Origin of the sequence: Leptolyngbya sp. FACHB-261 (genome assembly GCF_014696065.1) — a bacterium.
Taxonomy (GTDB): domain Bacteria; phylum Cyanobacteriota; class Cyanobacteriia; order FACHB-261; family FACHB-261; genus FACHB-261.
Genome location: NZ_JACJPL010000013.1, coordinates 166566 through 184493, shown reverse-complemented (window position 1 = coordinate 184493; position 17928 = coordinate 166566). Strand labels below are relative to the sequence as shown.

General features: G+C 48.8%; 17 protein-coding genes and 1 pseudogene. 4 read left to right on the top strand and 14 right to left on the bottom strand.

The features are described 5' to 3' along the window. Positions 1-57: 57 nt before the first annotated feature. The 10 genes and pseudogenes from pgl to H6F94_RS05985 all read right to left on the bottom strand — a co-directional run bounded on the left by pgl (position 58) and on the right by H6F94_RS05985 (position 12410). Positions 58-827 (bottom strand): annotated as a pseudogene (gene pgl / locus H6F94_RS06030) (6-phosphogluconolactonase). 29 nt (positions 828-856) lie between these two features. Further along, positions 857-1798 (bottom strand): class I fructose-bisphosphate aldolase, encoded by a 942-nt coding sequence (locus H6F94_RS06025; RefSeq protein WP_190801315.1) that lies wholly within the window; start codon positions 1796-1798, stop codon positions 857-859. A 170-nt stretch (positions 1799-1968) separates the two neighbouring features. After that, positions 1969-2883: a Cof-type HAD-IIB family hydrolase gene (locus H6F94_RS06020; protein WP_190801314.1), complete on the bottom strand. Its 915-nt coding sequence runs from the start codon at positions 2881-2883 to the stop codon at positions 1969-1971. 76 nt (positions 2884-2959) lie between these two features. After that, positions 2960-4495, bottom strand: a complete 1536-nt coding sequence (zwf, locus tag H6F94_RS06015) for a glucose-6-phosphate dehydrogenase (protein WP_190801313.1) — start codon at positions 4493-4495, stop codon at positions 2960-2962. Next, positions 4492-5520, bottom strand: a complete 1029-nt coding sequence (gene gnd / locus H6F94_RS06010) for a phosphogluconate dehydrogenase (NAD(+)-dependent, decarboxylating) (protein ID WP_190801312.1) — start codon at positions 5518-5520, stop codon at positions 4492-4494. The genes zwf and gnd overlap by 4 nt, the downstream gene beginning before the upstream one ends. 234 nt (positions 5521-5754) lie before the next feature. Then, complete coding sequence (locus tag H6F94_RS06005; RefSeq protein WP_190801311.1) at positions 5755-8631, bottom strand: bifunctional transaldolase/phosoglucose isomerase; 2877 nt, start codon at positions 8629-8631, stop codon at positions 5755-5757. 81 nt (positions 8632-8712) lie between these two features. Further along, positions 8713-8970 carry a thiamine pyrophosphate-binding protein gene (locus H6F94_RS33210; protein ID WP_313949230.1) on the bottom strand — a complete coding sequence of 86 codons (258 nt, stop codon included), beginning with the start codon at positions 8968-8970 and terminating at the stop codon, positions 8713-8715. Positions 8971-9808: 838 nt separating this feature from the next. After that, entirely contained in the window at positions 9809-10702 is an 894-nt protein-coding gene (locus H6F94_RS05995; RefSeq protein WP_190801310.1) for a CheR family methyltransferase, read from the bottom strand. 311 nt (positions 10703-11013) lie between these two features. Continuing rightward, positions 11014-11745, bottom strand: a complete 732-nt coding sequence (locus H6F94_RS05990) for a dienelactone hydrolase family protein (protein ID WP_190801309.1) — start codon at positions 11743-11745, stop codon at positions 11014-11016. Positions 11746-11918: 173 nt separating this feature from the next. Continuing rightward, the gene (locus H6F94_RS05985) at positions 11919-12410 is read right to left on the bottom strand and encodes a GFA family protein (protein WP_190801308.1); all 492 of its coding nucleotides are present in this window, start codon (positions 12408-12410) and stop codon (positions 11919-11921) included. Between the two features lie 215 nt (positions 12411-12625). Between H6F94_RS05985 and H6F94_RS05980 the strand changes: the two genes are divergently transcribed. The 3 genes from H6F94_RS05980 (at position 12626) to H6F94_RS05970 (ending at position 14437) form a co-directional block, all read left to right on the top strand. Next, positions 12626-13468, top strand: a complete 843-nt coding sequence (locus H6F94_RS05980; protein WP_190801307.1) for an AraC family transcriptional regulator — start codon at positions 12626-12628, stop codon at positions 13466-13468. Positions 13469-13556: 88 nt separating this feature from the next. Further along, positions 13557-13949, top strand: coding sequence for a VOC family protein (locus tag H6F94_RS05975; protein WP_190801306.1), 393 nt, complete (start codon positions 13557-13559; stop codon positions 13947-13949). A 47-nt stretch (positions 13950-13996) separates the two neighbouring features. Beyond that, positions 13997-14437: a GNAT family N-acetyltransferase gene (locus H6F94_RS05970; protein WP_190801305.1), complete on the top strand. Its 441-nt coding sequence runs from the start codon at positions 13997-13999 to the stop codon at positions 14435-14437. Between the two features lie 94 nt (positions 14438-14531). Here the strand turns inward: H6F94_RS05970 and H6F94_RS05965 are convergent, their stop codons facing one another. The 4 genes from H6F94_RS05965 to H6F94_RS05950 form a co-directional block, all read right to left on the bottom strand. Beyond that, entirely contained in the window at positions 14532-14936 is a 405-nt protein-coding gene (locus H6F94_RS05965; RefSeq protein WP_190801304.1) for a GFA family protein, read from the bottom strand. A 286-nt stretch (positions 14937-15222) separates the two neighbouring features. Beyond that, positions 15223-15555 (bottom strand): helix-turn-helix domain-containing protein, encoded by a 333-nt coding sequence (locus H6F94_RS05960; RefSeq protein ID WP_190801303.1) that lies wholly within the window; start codon positions 15553-15555, stop codon positions 15223-15225. Between the two features lie 50 nt (positions 15556-15605). Continuing rightward, entirely contained in the window at positions 15606-16346 is a 741-nt protein-coding gene (locus H6F94_RS05955; RefSeq protein WP_190801302.1) for an SDR family oxidoreductase, read from the bottom strand. A gap of 114 nt (positions 16347-16460) precedes the next feature. Next, positions 16461-16739, bottom strand: a complete 279-nt coding sequence (locus H6F94_RS05950; RefSeq protein WP_190801301.1) for a hypothetical protein — start codon at positions 16737-16739, stop codon at positions 16461-16463. 128 nt (positions 16740-16867) lie between these two features. On the opposite strand from H6F94_RS05950, the gene H6F94_RS05945 reads away from it, so the two are divergent. Next, entirely contained in the window at positions 16868-17842 is a 975-nt protein-coding gene (locus H6F94_RS05945) for an AraC family transcriptional regulator (protein ID WP_190801300.1), read from the top strand. Positions 17843-17928 lie beyond the last annotated feature (86 nt).

Below are 17928 nucleotides of genomic sequence, written 5' to 3'. Positions count from 1 at the left end.
TTATACGTCTAGGTTGCAAGAAAGGCCCAAAGAACAGCGCCTCCCTTGCTTCGCAGTTTACGTTTTCACCAAGCTAACAGTTGATAGTGAGCTTGCAGCAGCTTGATCAACCATCCACAGCAGAGTACCGTGCGTTGAGCGAATAATTTGAGCTGGGAAACGCTCGGGCTGATAGATGCCTTCTAATACTGACTTCAGGGCCGTGGCTTTTTCTACTCCTGTTACAAAAAAGATGATCTGTAAAGCCTTGTTGATTACCGGCGGTGTTAATGTGATGCGGTGGGTTTTGAACTTTTCAATCCACGGTGCAACAACTAGATGCTTTAGCTCAAAAATTGCTCCTATTTGGGGAAAGAGGGATGCCGTATGCCCATCTGCACCCATGCCGAGCAAGACTAAATCAAACTGGGGTAACTCATGTTCGCTTAGTGCGAAGAACGGTCGCAACAACTGCTCATACTCACTTGCAACCTGAGCAGCATCAGGATTTTCTGTCTTAATGCGATGAACATTGGCTTCTGGAATTGGCACGTGATCGATCAAACTCTCTCGCACCATGCGGTAGTTGCTGTCTGGGTGATCAGGGGGAACGTGCCGCTCGTCGCCCCAAATAGATGAACCTTGTTCCAGTCCACTTTGTTGCGCCACTCAGGTGTTGCCAGGAGTTGATACAGGCGTTTAGGAGTTGAGCCCCCCGACAAGGCAACGGTAAACCTGTCCCGCGCTGCGATGGCGGCTTCTGCAATCTGCACAAATTGGATAACTGCTGCCTGTTCAAGGCTCTCAGCGTCGGCAAAGGTTTGAATCTTTGTGTTGGTTGATATCATGGCTGAAAATCCCCATATCATCATTCGGGCTAATGCTGGGCATGACTGAGTACACCCCGGGAGTTGTACGTATCCATGATGCTGTTGAGTAGCCGCAAGGCATCTGGCTTGGAGCGTTGGAACGAGTTACGCCCAATAACCGAACCAAATCCCCCACCTGCTTGGATAGCGTGAGCTTCAGCCAGTAAAGCCTCATCAGTGTCAATCGTGCCGCCCGAAAAAATCACAATTCGCCGTCCATAGAAAGTACATTGCACGACGTGGCGTACCCGTTCTTCTAAGGTTGCGATCGCAATTTGTTCTTTTTCGTAGACTTTACGAGCCGCTTCCTGCTCAATATGTTCATTCGGCAGTTTGACCTTAATGATATGAGCGCCTAACTGAGCTGCAATTTGAGCCGCATAACCAATAACATCAATCGCTGTCTCGCCCGTCTTGCTGAGATCTGCCCCCCGTGCATACGACCAGATCATGACAATCAATCCGTGACGTTTCGCTTCCTCGGCATAGGCCCGAATTTGCCCATACATCTCAAACCGTTGAGATGAACCTGGGTAGATGGTAAAGCCAATTCCCACACAGCCCAAACGCAGGGCATCCTGCACACTGCCTGTGAGTCCTTGGGTTGGATTGGTTTCATCCAACAGCACATCGTGATTATTCAATTTGAGGATTAGCGGAATCTCACCTGCAAATTCCCGTGCCCCAGCTTCTAGAAAACCTAGCGGCGCAGCGTAGGCATTGCAGCCTGCGTCGATTGCTAGCTCAAAGTGATAACGCGGATCGTAAGCAGGGGGATTAGAGGCAAAACTGCGGGCAGGCCCATGTTCAAAGCCTTGATCAACGGGCAAAATTACGAGCTTGCCCGTTCCCGCCAGTCTGCCGTGATTGAGTACCCGCGCCAGGTTGGTCAGCGTTCCTGGATTATCACTACCGTACCAACTGAGAATTTCTTTTACTCGTTGAGTCATTGTTCTATCTCCCGTTCGATAACTTGGGTTAAACCTTTTTGGTTGCAAGAGGGTTTAAGACGGGCATTCCTTGTCGGCAGCTTCGGCAAACCCAGTGCACACTGTGGTAACGGATGTGACGTAGCAGTCGATCAGAACAGCAGGGACAATCAGCTTTGTCGATTGCAGAGTTAAACAGTCGATTGTTGAAGGTAGCTGCTGGATAATTCTGCTGGCTTTCCATTACCTAAGATGAACCATTCGACTGCATTGGCAAATCCCTCCTCCTCATAGGAAGTCGTGACGTAGTGGGCACACTGTTGCACCTCAACACTGGCGTTACCCATAGCAATGCTCAAGCCACTGCGTTCGAACATGGGTACATCGTTTGGCATATCCCCGATCGTGGCGATTTCTTCTCTCGGAATTCCGAGCAACTGTGAGAGGCGGTCAACAACTGCTCCTTTGTTCGCACGGGGATGGGTCACGTCTAGGTAATAGGGCTGAGAGCGAGCCGCAGAGACCTGTTCTCCGCCACTGGAACTGGCTCCTGCTTGACAGCAAACCTGTTGGCTAAACGCCTGCTGCACATCGGCTTCGCACTTAGTAATGGCTTCTAGATCATCACTAACACCGACTATTTTCACTACGTTGTCGAATAAATTATCGAAGCTTGCTACAACTGTTGGTGAAAATTTGACTGTCCACTCTTCGCGATCGACGTGAGGGCCATGCCGCTCGTGTACGAACCACTCACTGCCGCGATAGATCCAAACATCTAAATGATGATCGGTGATCATTTTGGCAATCGTTTGGGCGGTTGCTGTTGGCAAAACATTCTCATCGAGCATAGAAAAGTCACGATCGAGAAATAAACCTCCGTTAAAGGCCGCGATAGGCTCTGTTAGCTCCAATGTCTCCACAATCATCTTCATGCCCAAGGGAGGACGACCACTGGTAATGGTGAAACGAATGCCTGCATCTTGAAGTTTCTGAACAGCAGCACGGGCGCGATCGGTCAATATTTTTTCTTTCGTGACCAGAGTGCCATCCACATCTGCAAGCAGCAGAGAGACTTTAGACGATGGAGACGGTAGGTTCGACATGGGTAATGGTGATAGTGATTTTGGGATTGCTGTGTGAGTTTTAGCGTTTGGGCTACGAAAGTTTTTGAGGATAGATTTACTGATGGACACGCCAGCGCCGGCCCTCTTTCTGCAGTAACTCGTCTGCCGCTTTGGGTCCCCAGGTGCCAGCTGCGTAGTTGGGAAAGGTTTGCGGCGGTGTTGCTGCCCAGGCATCGAGAATCGGCGTAACAACGCTCCAGCCCAGCTCTACGTTGTCTGCACGCTGAAACAGGGTTGCGTCGCCAATCATGCAGTCGTAGAGCAAGGTTTCATATCCTGTACTGGGAGCCATGCCAAAGTAGTTGGCGTAGCAAAAATCCATTTCTACCGGGTCAATCTTGATAGCCGGACCAGGAACCTTAGCTCCAAACTGAAGATGAATTCCTTCCTCGGGCTGAATGCGAATGGTCAAAAAATTGGGCGTGAGGCTGTCGATTGACATTTGACGGAATAGCAGTGAGGGCACTTGCTTAAACTGAATAGAGATTTCAGTCAGGCGCTTGGGTAAACGCTTGCCTGTCCGCAAATAAAAGGGAACCCCTGCCCAGCGCCAATTATCAATGTTTAGCTTCAGAGCAACATAAGTTTCAGTAGTAGAGTCTGGTGCGACTCGTGGCTCCGATCGATAAGCAGGTACTTCTGTATCCTTTACAGAGCCTGCACCATACTGTCCGTGAACAGCGTTATGGAGTACAGCTTCAGGTGTCAGTGGAACAATAGATTTCAACAGCTTTGATTTTTCATCCCGTACCGCATCGGCTTCAAAGGAAATCGGCGGTTCCATCGCTGTCATTGCTAATAGCTGAAACAGGTGGTTTTGCATCATATCTCGTACTGCACCTGTGCCTTCGTAAAAGTTGCCTCTGCCTTCTACGCCGACTGTCTCAGCTACCGTGATTTGGATATGATCAATATGCTCACGGTTCCAAAGCGGTTCGAATAAGCCATTGCCAAACCGGAACACCAGGATGTTCTGAACTGTTTCTTTGCCCAGATAGTGATCGATTCTGTAAACTTGACTCTCTTTCAGCACGGTGCTGATGCCTTTGTTCAACGCACGGGCTGACGCTAAGTCATGTCCAAACGGCTTTTCAATAATTACCCGTCGCCAGTGTTTATCGTCCTCCTGTGTCAGCTTTGCTGCCCCCAACTGCGCCACAATGTCGCAGAAGAAATTAGCCGAGGTTGCTAAGTAGAATAGGTAATTGCCTTGAGTGCCGCATTCTTGATCGATCTGAGTCAACAGATCTTGCAACTGATGGTACGTGTTGGCATCCTGAAACTCACCTGACAAGTAATACAATCGCTGCTCAAGCCGCTCCCAAAGTTGATCCTCTACCGCGACCGTTGCAAACTCACGAATATCACGGCTGAGTTTGCTGCGAAAGTCGTCCTGACTCATCATCGTGTGAGCTACACCAACGATCGCAAACTCTTCTGGCAATAGATTACTGTGCGCTAGATTGTAGAGCGCAGGCATCAATAAACGCTTGGTTAAATCTCCTGCTGCACCGAAAATCACGATCGTGCAAGGTTCCGCTGGACGAACGGAGGCTTCAGTTGGGAGATGGGATATAGCCGCACTGGTCATGCTCCAATCTCCGCCTGTTCTTCAACATGTCCGCCAAACTGGTAGCGCATCGCAGACAAAAGCTTAGCGGCAAATTCGTCTTCGCCTCTGGAGCTAAATCGTTGATAGAGAGCAGCACTGAGGACTGGCGCAGGCGTGCCTTCATCGAGCGCGGCAGTGATTGTCCAGCGTCCTTCGCCAGAATCAGACACCCGACCTGTAAACTTCGCTAAATTGGGTTGCTCGAGGAGTGCGATCGCTGTTAAATCCAGCAGCCAAGAGGCAATGACGCTGCCACGCCGCCAGACCTCGGCAACGTCTGGCAGATTGAAGTCGTACTGGTAGTGTGCTGGCTCGCGTAACGGAGTGGTTTCTGCGTTGGCAGCCCGTTGCTGCTTGCCCACGTTGGCATGATGCAGAATATTCAAGCCTTCTGCATAAGCTGCCATCACACCGTATTCGATGCCGTTATGCACCATCTTGACGAAGTGCCCTGCACCATTGGAACCACAGTGTAAATAGCCTTGTTCCGCCGTACCGCCTACAGTTTCCCGACCCGGTGTGCGGGAGATTGTACCTAATCCTGGTGCCAGTGTTTTAAGGATGGGGTCAAGGTGTTGAACCGCAGCTTCCGGTCCCCCAATCATCATGCAATAACCTCGCTCTAGTCCCCACACACCGCCACTGGTACCGATATCAACGTAATCAATTCCATTGGATTTCAGTGCTTTTGCCCGTCGAATATCGTCAATGTAGTAGGAGTTACCACCGTCGATTAGAATGTCTCCCGGCTCAAGCTTTTGAGCCAGTTCCATTACCATCTGTTCAGTTGGATCTCCAGCCGGTACCATTAGCCAAATAGCTCGTGGCTTGTCGAGTTTCTGTACAAGATCGTCGAGCGTATAAGCCCCTTTCGCACCTTCGGACGCAAGCTGTTTTACTTTGCTGGGTGTGCGGTTGAACACGACGCATTCATGCCCATCGCGCAGCAACCGCCGCACAATATTTGCGCCCATACGTCCCAATCCAATGACTCCAAGTTGCATACTTGCTTCTCCTTATTGTTTAGAAATGAGAAAGGGGCAAAGGGCAAGGGGTAAAGTAGTAATCCTTTTAGCTCTTCCCTTTGCCTGCAATAGGTTGCTTTTAGCTTGAGCGGCTCAAAGCTTGACCTTTCAGCACTGCAGTTTAGACAAGGCTAATCTGCAAGAAATCTTCGAAGGCAGGGTATAACCACAGAGAAATTGATGTTTCTGCAGGGTGAATAGCTCTTTTGCCTTCTAAACTAAGCTCTGTTGAATCAAGTGTTTTAGGGTTGCCAATCCTGCCTCAACATCTGCTAAATGCACTCGCAATGCCCGCCGATCGCGCTCTGCTAGCACTTGAAAGTCACCGCGTGCTTGAGCCGCTTTAACTACTCCAAAGCTATATTCCTGTCCTAGTACAGCTAAGTCAATTGCATCGTCGCAGGTAATTTGTAGAAAAACTCCGGTATTGGGTCCTCCTTTGTAGGCTTGCCCGGTGGAGTGCAAGAAACGGGGACCAAAGCCGAGACAGGTTGCGACTTGTTTTGCATCTCGAATCGACTGACGAATCTCTTGCAGTTGTGTGGCGTGCTGGCTGTTCATCTCAATATAGGCCAGCAATGCGAAGTAGTCTCCAGGCTGGAGGTGAGCTAAGTGAGCACGTAGATAGCCGCCCAAAGAACGATCACTACGCGCTGCCTGAGCAAGGGCTGCCGCATTTTTAGGATCGGTATATAGCTGAATGCCAGCTTCAATTGCGATTGGTGTTTCCGCAGGGAGTAATCCAGTCTTTTCGTATTCAGTTGTAAGTTGGCGCGTTGCAATTTTGCTGGCTTCAACATCTGGCTGGTTGAAGGCATGAATGCCGATGATTGAACCTGCCACCGCAGTGGCAATTTCCCAGCGGAAGAATTCCTGCCCCAATTGGTAAGGGTCGGCAATTGCAATCCGAACAACGGGGTGTCCTGCTTGCTCTAATGCGGCGACAGCAGCATCTTGAGTCGCTTCAGGAGCCGATTCTAAGCGGATATAAACGAAGAGACGGTCATTACCGTAAACGGTGGGTGAACCAATCGGCTCCCAGTCAATTGGGATAATGCCTTTACCATCTTTGCCGGTGGACTCTGCTAGCAATTGCTCTAGCCATGCGCCCAAACTCTCAACGCCTGGAGAACTAATGAAAGTAACCTTATCTTGTCCTTGATTTGCTGCCTGCCCTAAAATTGTTCCCAAAACCACGCCAGGGTTGTCCTTAGCTGGAACCGAGGGCGCACAGGAATGCACCATTTCCTCAGCGTGGTTGAGAAACTTTGCGACATCTACACCCATTGCTGCCGCAGGCACCATGCCAAAGTTAGACAAAGCAGAGTATCGACCACCAATACTAGACACGCCCGCGAAAATATGCCGAAAGTCATCGCCTGCCGCAATGTGTTGTAGTTTGGAATCTGGATCAGTAATCGCAATAAAGCGATTGCCTGCGGATTCTGCACCCAAAATCTGCTGCACTCGATCGAAGAAGTATTGCTTGAAAATGTTTGGCTCTAGTGTGCTGCCAGATTTACTGGAGACAATGAACAGAGTGGTCGTTAAATTGATTTGGTTCTCCAGAGTTTTGATTTGGGCTGGGTCAGTTGAATCAAGCACCAACAATTCCGGATAGCCTTCTACTTTTCCAAAGGTCGCCTTCATCACAATGGGGCAGAGCGATGACCCACCCATCCCCAGCAGCACAACATGGGAGAACTTTAAATCTTGCACCTCTGCGGCTAGTAGCTTCAAGCGCTCAAGGTGCGCCAATTGATCTTCGGTAATGCCCAGCCAACCGAGCCAGCGGTTCTCATCTGCTCCGGTCCACAGGGTGGCATCCTGCGCCCACAAGCGGCGAATCTTGCCGTTGACCTGCCAATCCTGAAGTGACGCTTGTACTGCAGTATTGAGCCCTTCAGGAAGCTTGTAGGTCAGCTGATCGAGCTTATTTCCCAACCTCGCTTCCCGTTGCTGCTCCACCACGCTCAACAACTGGTCAAAGGCATCTCTAAAAAGCTGTACGCCCTCAGTGAGCAGCTGATCGGTCACTCGCTCTAGAGAAATGTTTGCCTGCTGCAGATTCTGCATCGTTTCTTGCGCAGCATCAAGGTCTTGGCGGAGGCTGGAACGTGGGTGTCCGTGATCGCGAAAAGCGGCTAGAGTTGCGGGCGGAATTGTGTTGACTGTGTCCGCTCCAACCAGTTCTTCGACATACAATACGTCACTATAGTGAGGATTCTTTGTGCCTGTGCTGGCCCACAGCAATCGCTGTGTTTGTGCGCCTTGAGCGGCCAGGGCTTGCCAGCGATCGCTGCGATAAAGTTCCTGATAGCGTTGGTAAGTAACTTTAGCGTTAGCAATCGCAATCTTTCCTTGTATAGTTTGCAGCAGTTGACGAGTTTCTTTGTGTGTCATCACCTTGAGTTGAGCTGCAATCTGATTGTCGATCGCGGTGTCAATCCGGCTGACGAAAAAGCTAGCAACGCTAGCGACATGACTGACAGTTCCACCCTTGGCTACCAGTGCCTCCAAACCTGCAATGTAGGCATTGGCAACTTGCTCGTAAACGGCCTTTGAGAACAGCAAGGTCACGTTGATGTTAATGCCATCACCAATCAATTGCTGGATTGCTGGAATCCCTGCCGGAGTCGCAGGCACTTTGATCATCAAATTGGGGCGATCAACAGCTAGCCAGAGACGATGCGCTTCAGTAATGGTTTCTTCCGTGTTGTGAGCAAGATAAGGCGAAACTTCCAGGCTGACATAGCCATCGCGCTTATTGGTCTTCTCATAAACAGGTCTGAGAATATCGGCTGTAGCTTGAATATCTTCAATCGCGAAGGCTTCATACAGTGCCATTGGATTGCGATCGTGCTTCTGCTCCAATGTTTTCAAGGCTTCATCATAGTCGGTGCTGCCTGCAATCGCTTTTTGGAAAATGGCTGGGTTAGACGTGACCCCCCAGATTTCACCGGCGTCCACCATGCGTTGCAATTCGCCACTGGTAATCAAATTGCGACGGATATAGTCAAGCCAAACCGATTGACCGTAGGTTTGTAGGGCTTGTAGCGGATTTGCGGTAGCGATTAATGTAGAAGTCATGGAATTCTCTTAGTTAAGTTGTGCTTTGACAGCGGCAAAAATGTTCTTAGGGATAAAGCCAAATTTCTTCTACAGCTCTCCCTATAGAGCAGACGAAAAGGTGTGCATCCCAACGCTGCTTCTCTGTAACCGATATATTGCTCCCACACAGTCAGCAACTGGAGCCATTGTCATTGGTGTGCCAGGATGACTGGAGTTTGCCTGCTGCACAGTATCCATCAGTAGAGTGCGAATAGTGTTGATACGCGGCTCATCTAGTTGTGTATGACTGGCTTGTGTTTGGCCTGCTTGTATATGACTGGTTCGTGTTTGACTGGCGGTTTGAGTTGGAGCAATCACTGTTTAGTCTCCTAGTTCTTGAGCCGCTGCACAGTACGTTTATTAATTGCCATTGCTCGTTTTTGTCGGCTGCAATCCGAGCGCTGCCAATCCCAATGTGTCGGGTTCCCCAACGTATCGAGCGGCGATCGGATAGAGCCAAATATCTTCTGCATCACGTGATCCAAGAACCCATCTGTTTGGGTTTTGGGTATTGGATGTCTTACTCAGCACCTCGGGTCAGTTCTGAATTGCCACAAAACTGATCTCAGTCATCTTATTTTGATAATCTAGTTAGTCACAGGGCGGATTCTACTGGGCTTTCAACCAATTGTCCTTATTCTTCAACGTCTGTTGAGTTCTGAACAGGCAAGTTCTTTAAGTTAAGCTGCAACTTAATCTTTCTACTTCTAAAAACCCTAAATCTAGGGCTCTGCGCTAGAGTAAGCGTGAGAAGTCAGCCAGGGTGTAGAAGCCCTTTTCGCTGCCTTGCTAAAAATATGGTTGACAACGCGGGTTCAGATCTATTAATTTATGGGGCAAGCTTCTATACCATGCCCATGAGACTATTGAGGAAAAACTCCAGCAGTGGAAGTAAGGCAACACTAAAGTTTTCGATTGCCCCGCTGTCTTTCTAAGTTAAATCTCAAGATTGTACAGCGTTTTACCAAACACGAGCAGATTGAGTTCACCAAATCTTGGCGAGTTAATAAGCGCAGAGGAAAAACCTTTGGTAAGCTGATTGTCAAAGTGAGTGACGAGCTGACTTGATGCAAGGCACCTAAACTAAAACTGGTGTTCTAGACTTACTATGCTGATATTTATGGAATTGCCGCCTTGTAATTATGATCGCCTTTTGTCAAAAGGCGATCGGAAATAAGTTATGCTTTCGATGGGAATTCGGAATTTTTTTGAAAATCTTGACCTGTCGCTCAACAGGTGTGAAAAGTGACTTTTGAAGATGAGTGACCAGGTTTTCTGCCTGTCCTAATAGCAAAAAACCGTCATTCCTCAGACTGAAATTAAAGCGAAGCAATGCCTGAGTTTGAGCCTCTTGCCTGAAGTAGATGAGAGTGTTACGGCAAACGAGTAAGTCAATTTTTAGAAAAGGGGGTCTGTGGATGAGATCGTGGCATCGAAAAAATATTGAGCGACGCAAGCCGCTGTGCCGGAGGTAACCATCAGTTGTGCACTCAAAATATTTCTCTCGCAGAGCTGTAGGAATTGCCTCAACTGCATGAGCCGAATAATATCCTCTACGGGCTTTCAGCACGGCCTTTGGATCGACATCCGTGCCAAACAGCCGCACTCGTTGCTGAAATTGTTCTATCCCCAGTGCCTCTGCCAGTACAATTGCTAGCGAATAGGTTTCTTCTCCCGAAGCACAGCCTACACTCCAGACGCGAATTGACTCGTGTGGTGCCTTGTTCGCAATAATCTGCGGAATAGCCTGATTGGCTAAGTAATCCCAAACGAGGCGATCGCGAAAGAACCGCGTGAAGTTGATAAAAACAGTATCTAAGAAGTAGCTCAATTCCTTGGGTTGCTGCTCGAAGTGAGCCCGATAGTCTCGATAATTCTCAACTCCAAGTCGCTGCATCCGCGCCAAGATCCGACTCTTTAGAGCAGGGCGTTTATAGCCCGTAAGATCAATCTGCTGATCTCGTTTGAGGTAGATGAGTAAATCTTCTAACTCAGCCGTTTCTAAGAATGGAGCGGAAACGTTACTACGAGGGGGATCTAGTTTGATCATCAAGGATACTGTTTTACCTCCGCTGAGCTTTGGTTAAAACCTTTACTCCTCTAGAGTAAAGCTTCTCAACTCAAGTGTCTGTCCGTTTTTGACAAAGGTAAACTCTTAAAACCTGTTATATCACCTACCTAGAAGATGAGCAGCAGCTCATGAATCTTTTGTATAATCTCTGCCCTGTCTATAGGAGCTGTGATTGCTAGGCGTATAACCAACCCTGAAACCCCATTACGACAGAGATTAACGCCTTTCGCCCAATTTTTTAACTATGTCTGGCAAATCAAACTCATTTTGAAAGGTTAGGTAGTCGGTGGTTATAATTCCTCCCGGTTGCCTTCCTCGTCTAAATTAGTTAGGTGTGGTCCCAGCTCTTTGGCTGGCAGGAGATGGCGCTGAAACCAAAGTCCTGCTAATCGGGCAACTTCGGAAAGTGTCCCCGCTTCCTCAAATAAATGAGTTGCTTTGGGAATAGTTTCAAGCTGCTTTTCACAGCTGAGATGGGCCATTGCCTGTTGGTTGAGATCAATCACCACTGGATCGTTCTCCCCGACAAGCAGCAGCGTTGGTGCTTGAACACGTTCGAGAACAGGGTTTGCCAGGTCTGGACGACCTCCCCGTGACACAACCGCCTGAATCACTTCTGGACGTTCTGCCGCGGCCATTAATGCGCCTGCTGCCCCAGTACTGGCTCCAAAACAGCCAATCTTAAGATCATGGGTCTCTGAGTTTTGTGCTAACCAGTCGATCGTGTCTATTAAGCGATCGCGCAGTAGCCTAATGTCAAAACGTAATGCTCTGGTGCGACTATCGACGGCTTCTTCATCGGTAGTCAACAAATCGAGCAGCAGCGTTGCCAGTCCTGCCGCTTGTAGGGTTTCTGCTACAAAGCGATTTCGGGGGCTGTACCGACCACTGCCACTGCCGTGAGCGAATAGCACAACACCGATCGCATTTGCTGGAATACTTAAATTTCCTTCCAGCCTGACTGAACCTGCTGGCACTTGGACTAGGAATTCTCCACGCTTCTGCTCAGATGTGCTGCTCATGATTGCCGCTTCCCTCAGGCACCTTGGCTCTATTTTGCGTCAGTCCACTACAAATAAAGTAGTCCCGTGAACGTAGCCGCTTAAGGACAGCTGAGGCTCACACTCTATCGATAGTGGGTTCAGCCTGTCATTCAAAAGTGAAAAAACTTCACTCGATAGAGAGCAATAGAATCTCAATCGGCTGCTAAATCCAATCGTTCATGCCAAGCCGCGATCGATTCTTCAGGATAACGAGAGAAATAGCAGCTGTCTGGCTCTTGGAAAATCTCAACCCAACTGGCGGCAAAATCTAGCATGATATGCATGTGTTCGGGTGGTTTTGGCAATTCCGTATCAATCGCAGAGGCAAAGGGATGCATCAAATCTGGATAGTCTGGAGCATAGACCCACAAGCAAGAGCCACAATGACGGCAAAACCGCCGCTCTCCCTGACTAACGTACGACTTTGCATCTCCTGGATTCTGAATGTGGGCATGGTAGACCGTAATGTGTTCCTCACCCTCAACCTTTAGCGTCCGGTTATCACCTGCAATGTTAATGGCGTAACCACCCCCGCCCGCTGTTTTTCGGCAGATGGAACAATAACAGCGCATAAATGGATAAGGGTGATGGCTTTGGACACTGAAGCGTACCGCTCCGCAATGGCACGAACCTTCTAGCAGCATTGAAATCTCCTAACGCAAAGTAAGACTGGATCTCCCTACAGATTTACTTAATTTTTGCTCAGTTGCTTCCATCTCTGGAGGGCTCAAGACGCATGACCGTGCAATATCCTGCACATCGGGCCTTTTGGACATTTCACCGCTGGATCGCTCGTCCGTGCTGCCCTCACCAAAGACTAAATTGGCAAGAGAAGTAGAGACAACTTGCTTAAAGCTCTATGATCTACCGGACTTATCAGCCTCGACTGGCACGAAGCACAACTCTGAAGGAACTACCCCTCTCACGGTTCGTGGAATTTCTGTGGATTCGAGAAGGAGATAACCTACCGGAGGCGCAATCACGCCTGTTACCAATTGGCTCAATGGAGTTGGTGATCAACCTGCACGAGGACAGGATTCCACTCTTTGATCCACATACTCAGGCAGAGCGGGGCAGCACGAACGGTACGAGAATTTGTGGTGCCCATTCTGAAGGTTTCATCATTAACAATGAGCGGCGGGTTTCTGCTATGGGAGTCCATTTCAAACCTGGCGGCCATGCTGCTTTCTTCACGCTTCCTGCCGGTGAATTGCATAATCAAATCGTCTCACTGGAAGAACTTTGGAAGAGCCGTGCCACAGAATTGCGTGAGCGCTTACTAGAGGCCCCAAGCTTAGAAACTCGTTTCCTGGTTCTGGAACAGTTTCTCTTGACGATGCTGCAGCCACCTAAACGTCATCCTGCTGTTGATTTCGCCTTACATGCATTTAAACGATCGCCTACGCCCACAGTCAAAACTGTAACGGATCAAGTTGGCCTCAGCACCCGCCACTTCAACCAGCTATTCCGCGATCAAGTGGGGCTAACTCCCAAACTATTTTGTCGCGTTCGGCGTTTGCAGCACGTTCTTTCTCTACTAGCTGGCCAAGATCAGATCGATTGGCTAGATGTTGCCTTCACTTGCGGCTACTTTGATCAAGCCCACTTGATCCACGATTTTCGAGCGTTTGCTCACTGTACACCTACTGAGTATGTTGCCCAACGAGGCTTTCATCCTTGCCATATCGTGCTGCCCAGTTGAGGTCAGTTTTTTACAATCCTTCCATAGGGCTGATACGGCACAATAAGAGGCCTGATTCGTTAGAAAACGAGTGTTTTGAGAGGAATATATGCAGATTACTGCTTCAGCGATTTCGCTCAACGTTGATGATGTCACAGCGTCTGCCACATTCGTCAAACAACATTTCGGCTTCAAGGAAGATATGGCAGCCGACGGCTTCGTGTCACTCTCTCGACAGGATGCTGGGTTTAACTTGATCTTTCTCCGAACTGGATTAGAAAGCTTCAAACCGACCGCCATGCGGGGACATCGAGCGGATGGTCTGCTCATTGCCTTTGTAGTAGACGATATTGAGCGTGAATATGCGCGATTGCAAGCTGAAGGGGTGCTGATCACGACTCCCATCGAAACCGAACCTTGGGGTGAACGGTTCTTTCAGGTTACCGATCCAAATGGTGTGGTGCTTCAACTTGTTCAGTGGATGTCTGATCCAGTTGCGTAGCTATAAACTTTTGAACGTAAGCGAATTGCATCAACAGAGAGAATGCGATGACGATCGTAATTAAGAGTCTGGGTCGCAACGATGCAGACATTCTTCAGAATGTTGATCCGGATGTCTTTGACGACCCGATTGACCTATCAAGAGCTGATGAGTTCCTGGCAGATCCGCGCCACCATTTAGTCGTTGCGCTCGCAACCGATCGAGTTATCGGCTTCGTTTCAGCGGTGCATTACGTTCATCCCGACAAGCCGCATCCAGAGTTATGGATTAATGAAGTGGGCGTAGCAGAAACCTACCGTCGGCAAGGCTTGGGAAAACGCTTGTTGCAGAGCATGTTTGATGTGGCACGGGAGTTAGGCTGTGCTGAAGCTTGGGTGCTGACCGATCGGGAAAATACCGCAGCGATGAATCTTTACTCGGCTGTCGCTAATGCAGAAGCACCGAGCGATCACGTCATGTTCACATTTAATCTGGGCGTATCGCAGTGATTGCCAAAGCATCTGGCAGGATAAAGTTTCTTGCTGCTGTTGGCTTCTCATGCCTGCTTGTCCAGCGTGTATGTCTTCCCAAAATGTCTGACCGCTAGAGGTGTTGGGTTTCAGCCGGGGCAACTTCCCAGTGATTATTCCGTCCGTCCGCATATCTAATCGGTGCTGCAATCAGTTCTTGCGGCTCTACGTTGTCTAACGCGGCCAGTTGAATTCCTATATAGTCACCACCGATTGCCTCAGCGTATTCACGTGCAAACGATCGCACCCCGCAGTACCGACAAAATAGATGGTGCATACTCTTTCTGCCAAATTGATAGTCGCTCAGCGCGTCTTCTCCTACGAGCAGCCGAAATGCATTGGGCTTAATGATTGCGTTCCAGTTTCTTGTTTTGGTGCAGATGGAACAATTGCATTTGTTAGTCCCAGCACTTAAGTCGATGTCAGCCTCGAACCGCACTGCACCGCAGTGGCAGCTTCCTGTGTACGTTTTCTTCATTTGTCAAATATGTCTGCCAACTACTTTTAAACCCTTCAGGTAGGCAACAAATCTAGAACACCAATAGGAAAATCAGCAACTGCGTTTTCAGCAAATAGGTCTACCCAAGTTTGGATGTCTTTTTCAGTCCGTGTCAGATAAGCGACCAAAATCTGGACAGTTGTATATTGCTTATATGCATTGCTGTCTGCATTGAATTCTCTTGGTTCTATCTATCTAAAGCGTATTGAGTTCGATGCTTGACTTCTTTCAGATTCTTGCGACGTTTTATCAAATTCTTATAGTGTTAGCGAACCTGCTTGGGTGTCGTTTCGGTAAATCGCTTAAACTGTTGTGTCAAATGGCTTTGGCTAGAAAAGCCGACTTGTGAGGCGATCTCCGCAATCGTCAAATCCGTTTTCGACAGCATCAATTTTGCCCGTTCTACTCGCTGTTGAATCACATACTGATACGACGAAATTCCCATGGCGCTTTTAAACAAACTCGCAAAGTAAGTGGGACTAATATTGATAACTTTGGCAATGCCAGCCAGTGATAAATCTCGGTCAAGGTGAGTGTGAATATAGTCAATGGCTTGCTGGGACAAACATAGTTGACGGGAGTGAAAACGCTCATTCATCCCTGATCCACTGCTCACAGCCCTTTCAATGCCTCAATATCGGCTGGCGCTTAGGTGCTCTGTCCGATCGGTCGAACGATGATTTCATTGACATCCACCTCTTCTGGCTGCTCAATCGCAAAGGCAATGGCACGAGCAATCGCGTCTGCTGGGATAACGGATTGGCGAAATTCTGCCGTCCACTGCGCTGCCTCAGCATCAGTGATGGTGTTAGCAAGTTCAGATTCGGTTGTTCCAGGCGAAACAACCGTGACACGAATATCTGTCGATTCTTGCCGCAGTCCCTCAGAGATCGCCCAGACCGCGTACTTGGTCGCACAATAAACCGCAGCCGTGGGAAAAACGGCATGTCCTCCGATTGAGGATAGATTCACAAACTGTCCGGAGTGCTGCTGCTTGAAGGTGGGAAGGGCGGCGGCGATGCCGTGGAGTACACCGCGAATGTTTACATCAATCATGCGGTTCCACTCGTCAACTTTCAATGCCTCTAGCTTGGAGAGTGGCATCAAGCCTGCATTGTTCACCACCACATCAATGCGACCAAACTTGTCTTTTGCAAATTCTACAAAGGCTTGCATCTCTTCGAGGCTAGTCACGTCAAGGGCGCGATATTCTGCTGAACCCCCTTTATGGTGGATTTCAGATGTGATCGCTTCGAGTCGATCGGTGCGCCTTGCCCCTAACACAACCCGTAAGCCCTTGTGAGCAAGTAAACGGGCTGTGGCTTCACCAATGCCGCTGCTCGCACCTGTTATTAGCACAACTTTCTGTGTGTTTGCGTCGGTAAGCATGAGACTCTATTTCCTAGTTAATCGTCCTAAAAAAAGCTGAGTGTCAAGAGATTGTTGTCTCTCTTTATTAAAGTTTCAAAAGACTATGCTAATTTGCTTAGTTTGCAAACATGGCTATTTCTCCACAAGGTGAGATTGACTAAACGAGTGAGCATTTTTTTGACCAAAAATCTTCTCAATCAGTTCTAAACGTGTTTGTTGTAAACAGTCAATTTGCTCCTCTACTTCCTCAAGTTGAATTAGAAGAGTCGCGAGAGTTTTGCAATAACCTTGTTCTAGCATCCCTGGAGCAAACGCTTTGCCAAGACTACGGGAAACACTTGTAGCCAGCCGGGTTTTCTTACTGTTCACCATTGCCTTATTCTTTGACGGTTCTCCTTGCGATGCTTTCATCCTACGAGTTCGAACCAGCCTTTCAAATGCCCAAATCTATGTGATCATTGCCTAATTCTCCAAAGCAGTCGCTTTGAGAGGTTCTATAATCGTCAGAAGTAAGGCCTTCAATGAGGCGAGTCTCTAGCATGACAGTCGAAATCTCTAAGCCTGAAGCGATTAACGCAAGGCTAAACTCTGTAGGCGAAACTGCTCCCAAGGCGCTAGGAACCGTGGCTCAACGCCAAGAACTCGCGACCCTAGTGATGCGGCATACTGAGGCTAACGGGAACCTTATCCAGCCAACTGCGATCGAGCAATTGGACTTCACGCGATCGGATACTGCGTCTACCGCACTCGGCCACAGTGTTTATAACCCAATCCTCGCGCTCATTGTTCAAGGTCAAAAAGAAGTGTTGCTGGGTGAGGAAACGTATCAGTATGGCGCAGCACAATATCTGATAGTTTCGGTTGAGTTACCACTGAGTGGATTTGTAGTTGAGGCGACCCCTGACAAGCCGTATTTAGGGCTGAAGCTAAGCTTAGACCCAATTCAACTGTGTGATATGGTTGCCCAAATGAATCTCAGGTTGGGTAAGAAAGAGAATTCTGTCCGGGGCGTATCAGTCAGCAATGCTGATGCTGCCTTGATCGAGAGCGCCCTTCGCCTAACCAAGCTCTTAGATACGCCGCAAGATATCCCCATGCTGGCACCGATGATGATTCGTGAGCTCTATTACCGTCTGCTCACGGGTGAACAAGGTGAAGCCGTGCGCCAAATCGCCACCTTGGGCAGTAGCATGCAGCGAATTGCGTCAGCGATCAAATTAATCAAATCTGATTTCACTAAGCCGATGCGGATTGAAGAGTTAGCCGGGCGAGTCGGTATGTCTACTTCGTCGTTCCATCAGCATTTTAAGCAAGTGACCTCAATGAGCCCGCTTCAGTATCAAAAGCAGTTAAGACTTTTGGAGTCTCGTCGTCTGATGCTTGCTGAAAATTTTGATGCGACTTCTGCTGCTTACCAAGTGGGGTATGAAAGTCCCTCCCAGTTCAGCCGCGAATATTCGCGCATGTTCGGTGCGCCACCGATTCGGGACATCGAACGGCTGCGCACTGCTTAAGCGAAAACTGTCTAGCTATTCGTTGCAGAGGTAGTGTCGCAAGATTTTTCTGGAACTCTATTTGAGTAGAGCTGTAGTAGCAATGC

Excerpts from the sequence above, each read along its gene's own strand:
- H6F94_RS05950 (WP_190801301.1), bottom strand. The coding sequence starts at position 16,739 with ATGAAAGCATCGCAAGGAGAACCGTCAAAGAATAAGGCAATGGTGAAC.
- H6F94_RS05970 (WP_190801305.1), top strand. The coding sequence starts at position 13,997 with ATGACGATCGTAATTAAGAGTCTGGGTCGCAACGATGCAGACATTCTT.
- H6F94_RS05985 (WP_190801308.1), bottom strand. The coding sequence starts at position 12,410 with ATGCTGCTAGAAGGTTCGTGCCATTGCGGAGCGGTACGCTTCAGTGTC.
- H6F94_RS05990 (WP_190801309.1), bottom strand. The coding sequence starts at position 11,745 with ATGAGCAGCACATCTGAGCAGAAGCGTGGAGAATTCCTAGTCCAAGTG.
- H6F94_RS06020 (WP_190801314.1), bottom strand. The coding sequence starts at position 2,883 with ATGTCGAACCTACCGTCTCCATCGTCTAAAGTCTCTCTGCTGCTTGCA.
- H6F94_RS05980 (WP_190801307.1), top strand. The coding sequence starts at position 12,626 with ATGATCTACCGGACTTATCAGCCTCGACTGGCACGAAGCACAACTCTG.
- gnd (WP_190801312.1), bottom strand. The coding sequence starts at position 5,520 with ATGCAACTTGGAGTCATTGGATTGGGACGTATGGGCGCAAATATTGTG.
- H6F94_RS06005 (WP_190801311.1), bottom strand. The coding sequence starts at position 8,631 with ATGACTTCTACATTAATCGCTACCGCAAATCCGCTACAAGCCCTACAA.
- H6F94_RS05995 (WP_190801310.1), bottom strand. The coding sequence starts at position 10,702 with ATGATCAAACTAGATCCCCCTCGTAGTAACGTTTCCGCTCCATTCTTA.
- H6F94_RS05960 (WP_190801303.1), bottom strand. The coding sequence starts at position 15,555 with ATGAATGAGCGTTTTCACTCCCGTCAACTATGTTTGTCCCAGCAAGCC.
- H6F94_RS05955 (WP_190801302.1), bottom strand. The coding sequence starts at position 16,346 with ATGCTTACCGACGCAAACACACAGAAAGTTGTGCTAATAACAGGTGCG.
- H6F94_RS05975 (WP_190801306.1), top strand. The coding sequence starts at position 13,557 with ATGCAGATTACTGCTTCAGCGATTTCGCTCAACGTTGATGATGTCACA.
- H6F94_RS06025 (WP_190801315.1), bottom strand. The coding sequence starts at position 1,798 with ATGACTCAACGAGTAAAAGAAATTCTCAGTTGGTACGGTAGTGATAAT.
- H6F94_RS05965 (WP_190801304.1), bottom strand. The coding sequence starts at position 14,936 with ATGAAGAAAACGTACACAGGAAGCTGCCACTGCGGTGCAGTGCGGTTC.
- zwf (WP_190801313.1), bottom strand. The coding sequence starts at position 4,495 with ATGACCAGTGCGGCTATATCCCATCTCCCAACTGAAGCCTCCGTTCGT.
- H6F94_RS05945 (WP_190801300.1), top strand. The coding sequence starts at position 16,868 with ATGACAGTCGAAATCTCTAAGCCTGAAGCGATTAACGCAAGGCTAAAC.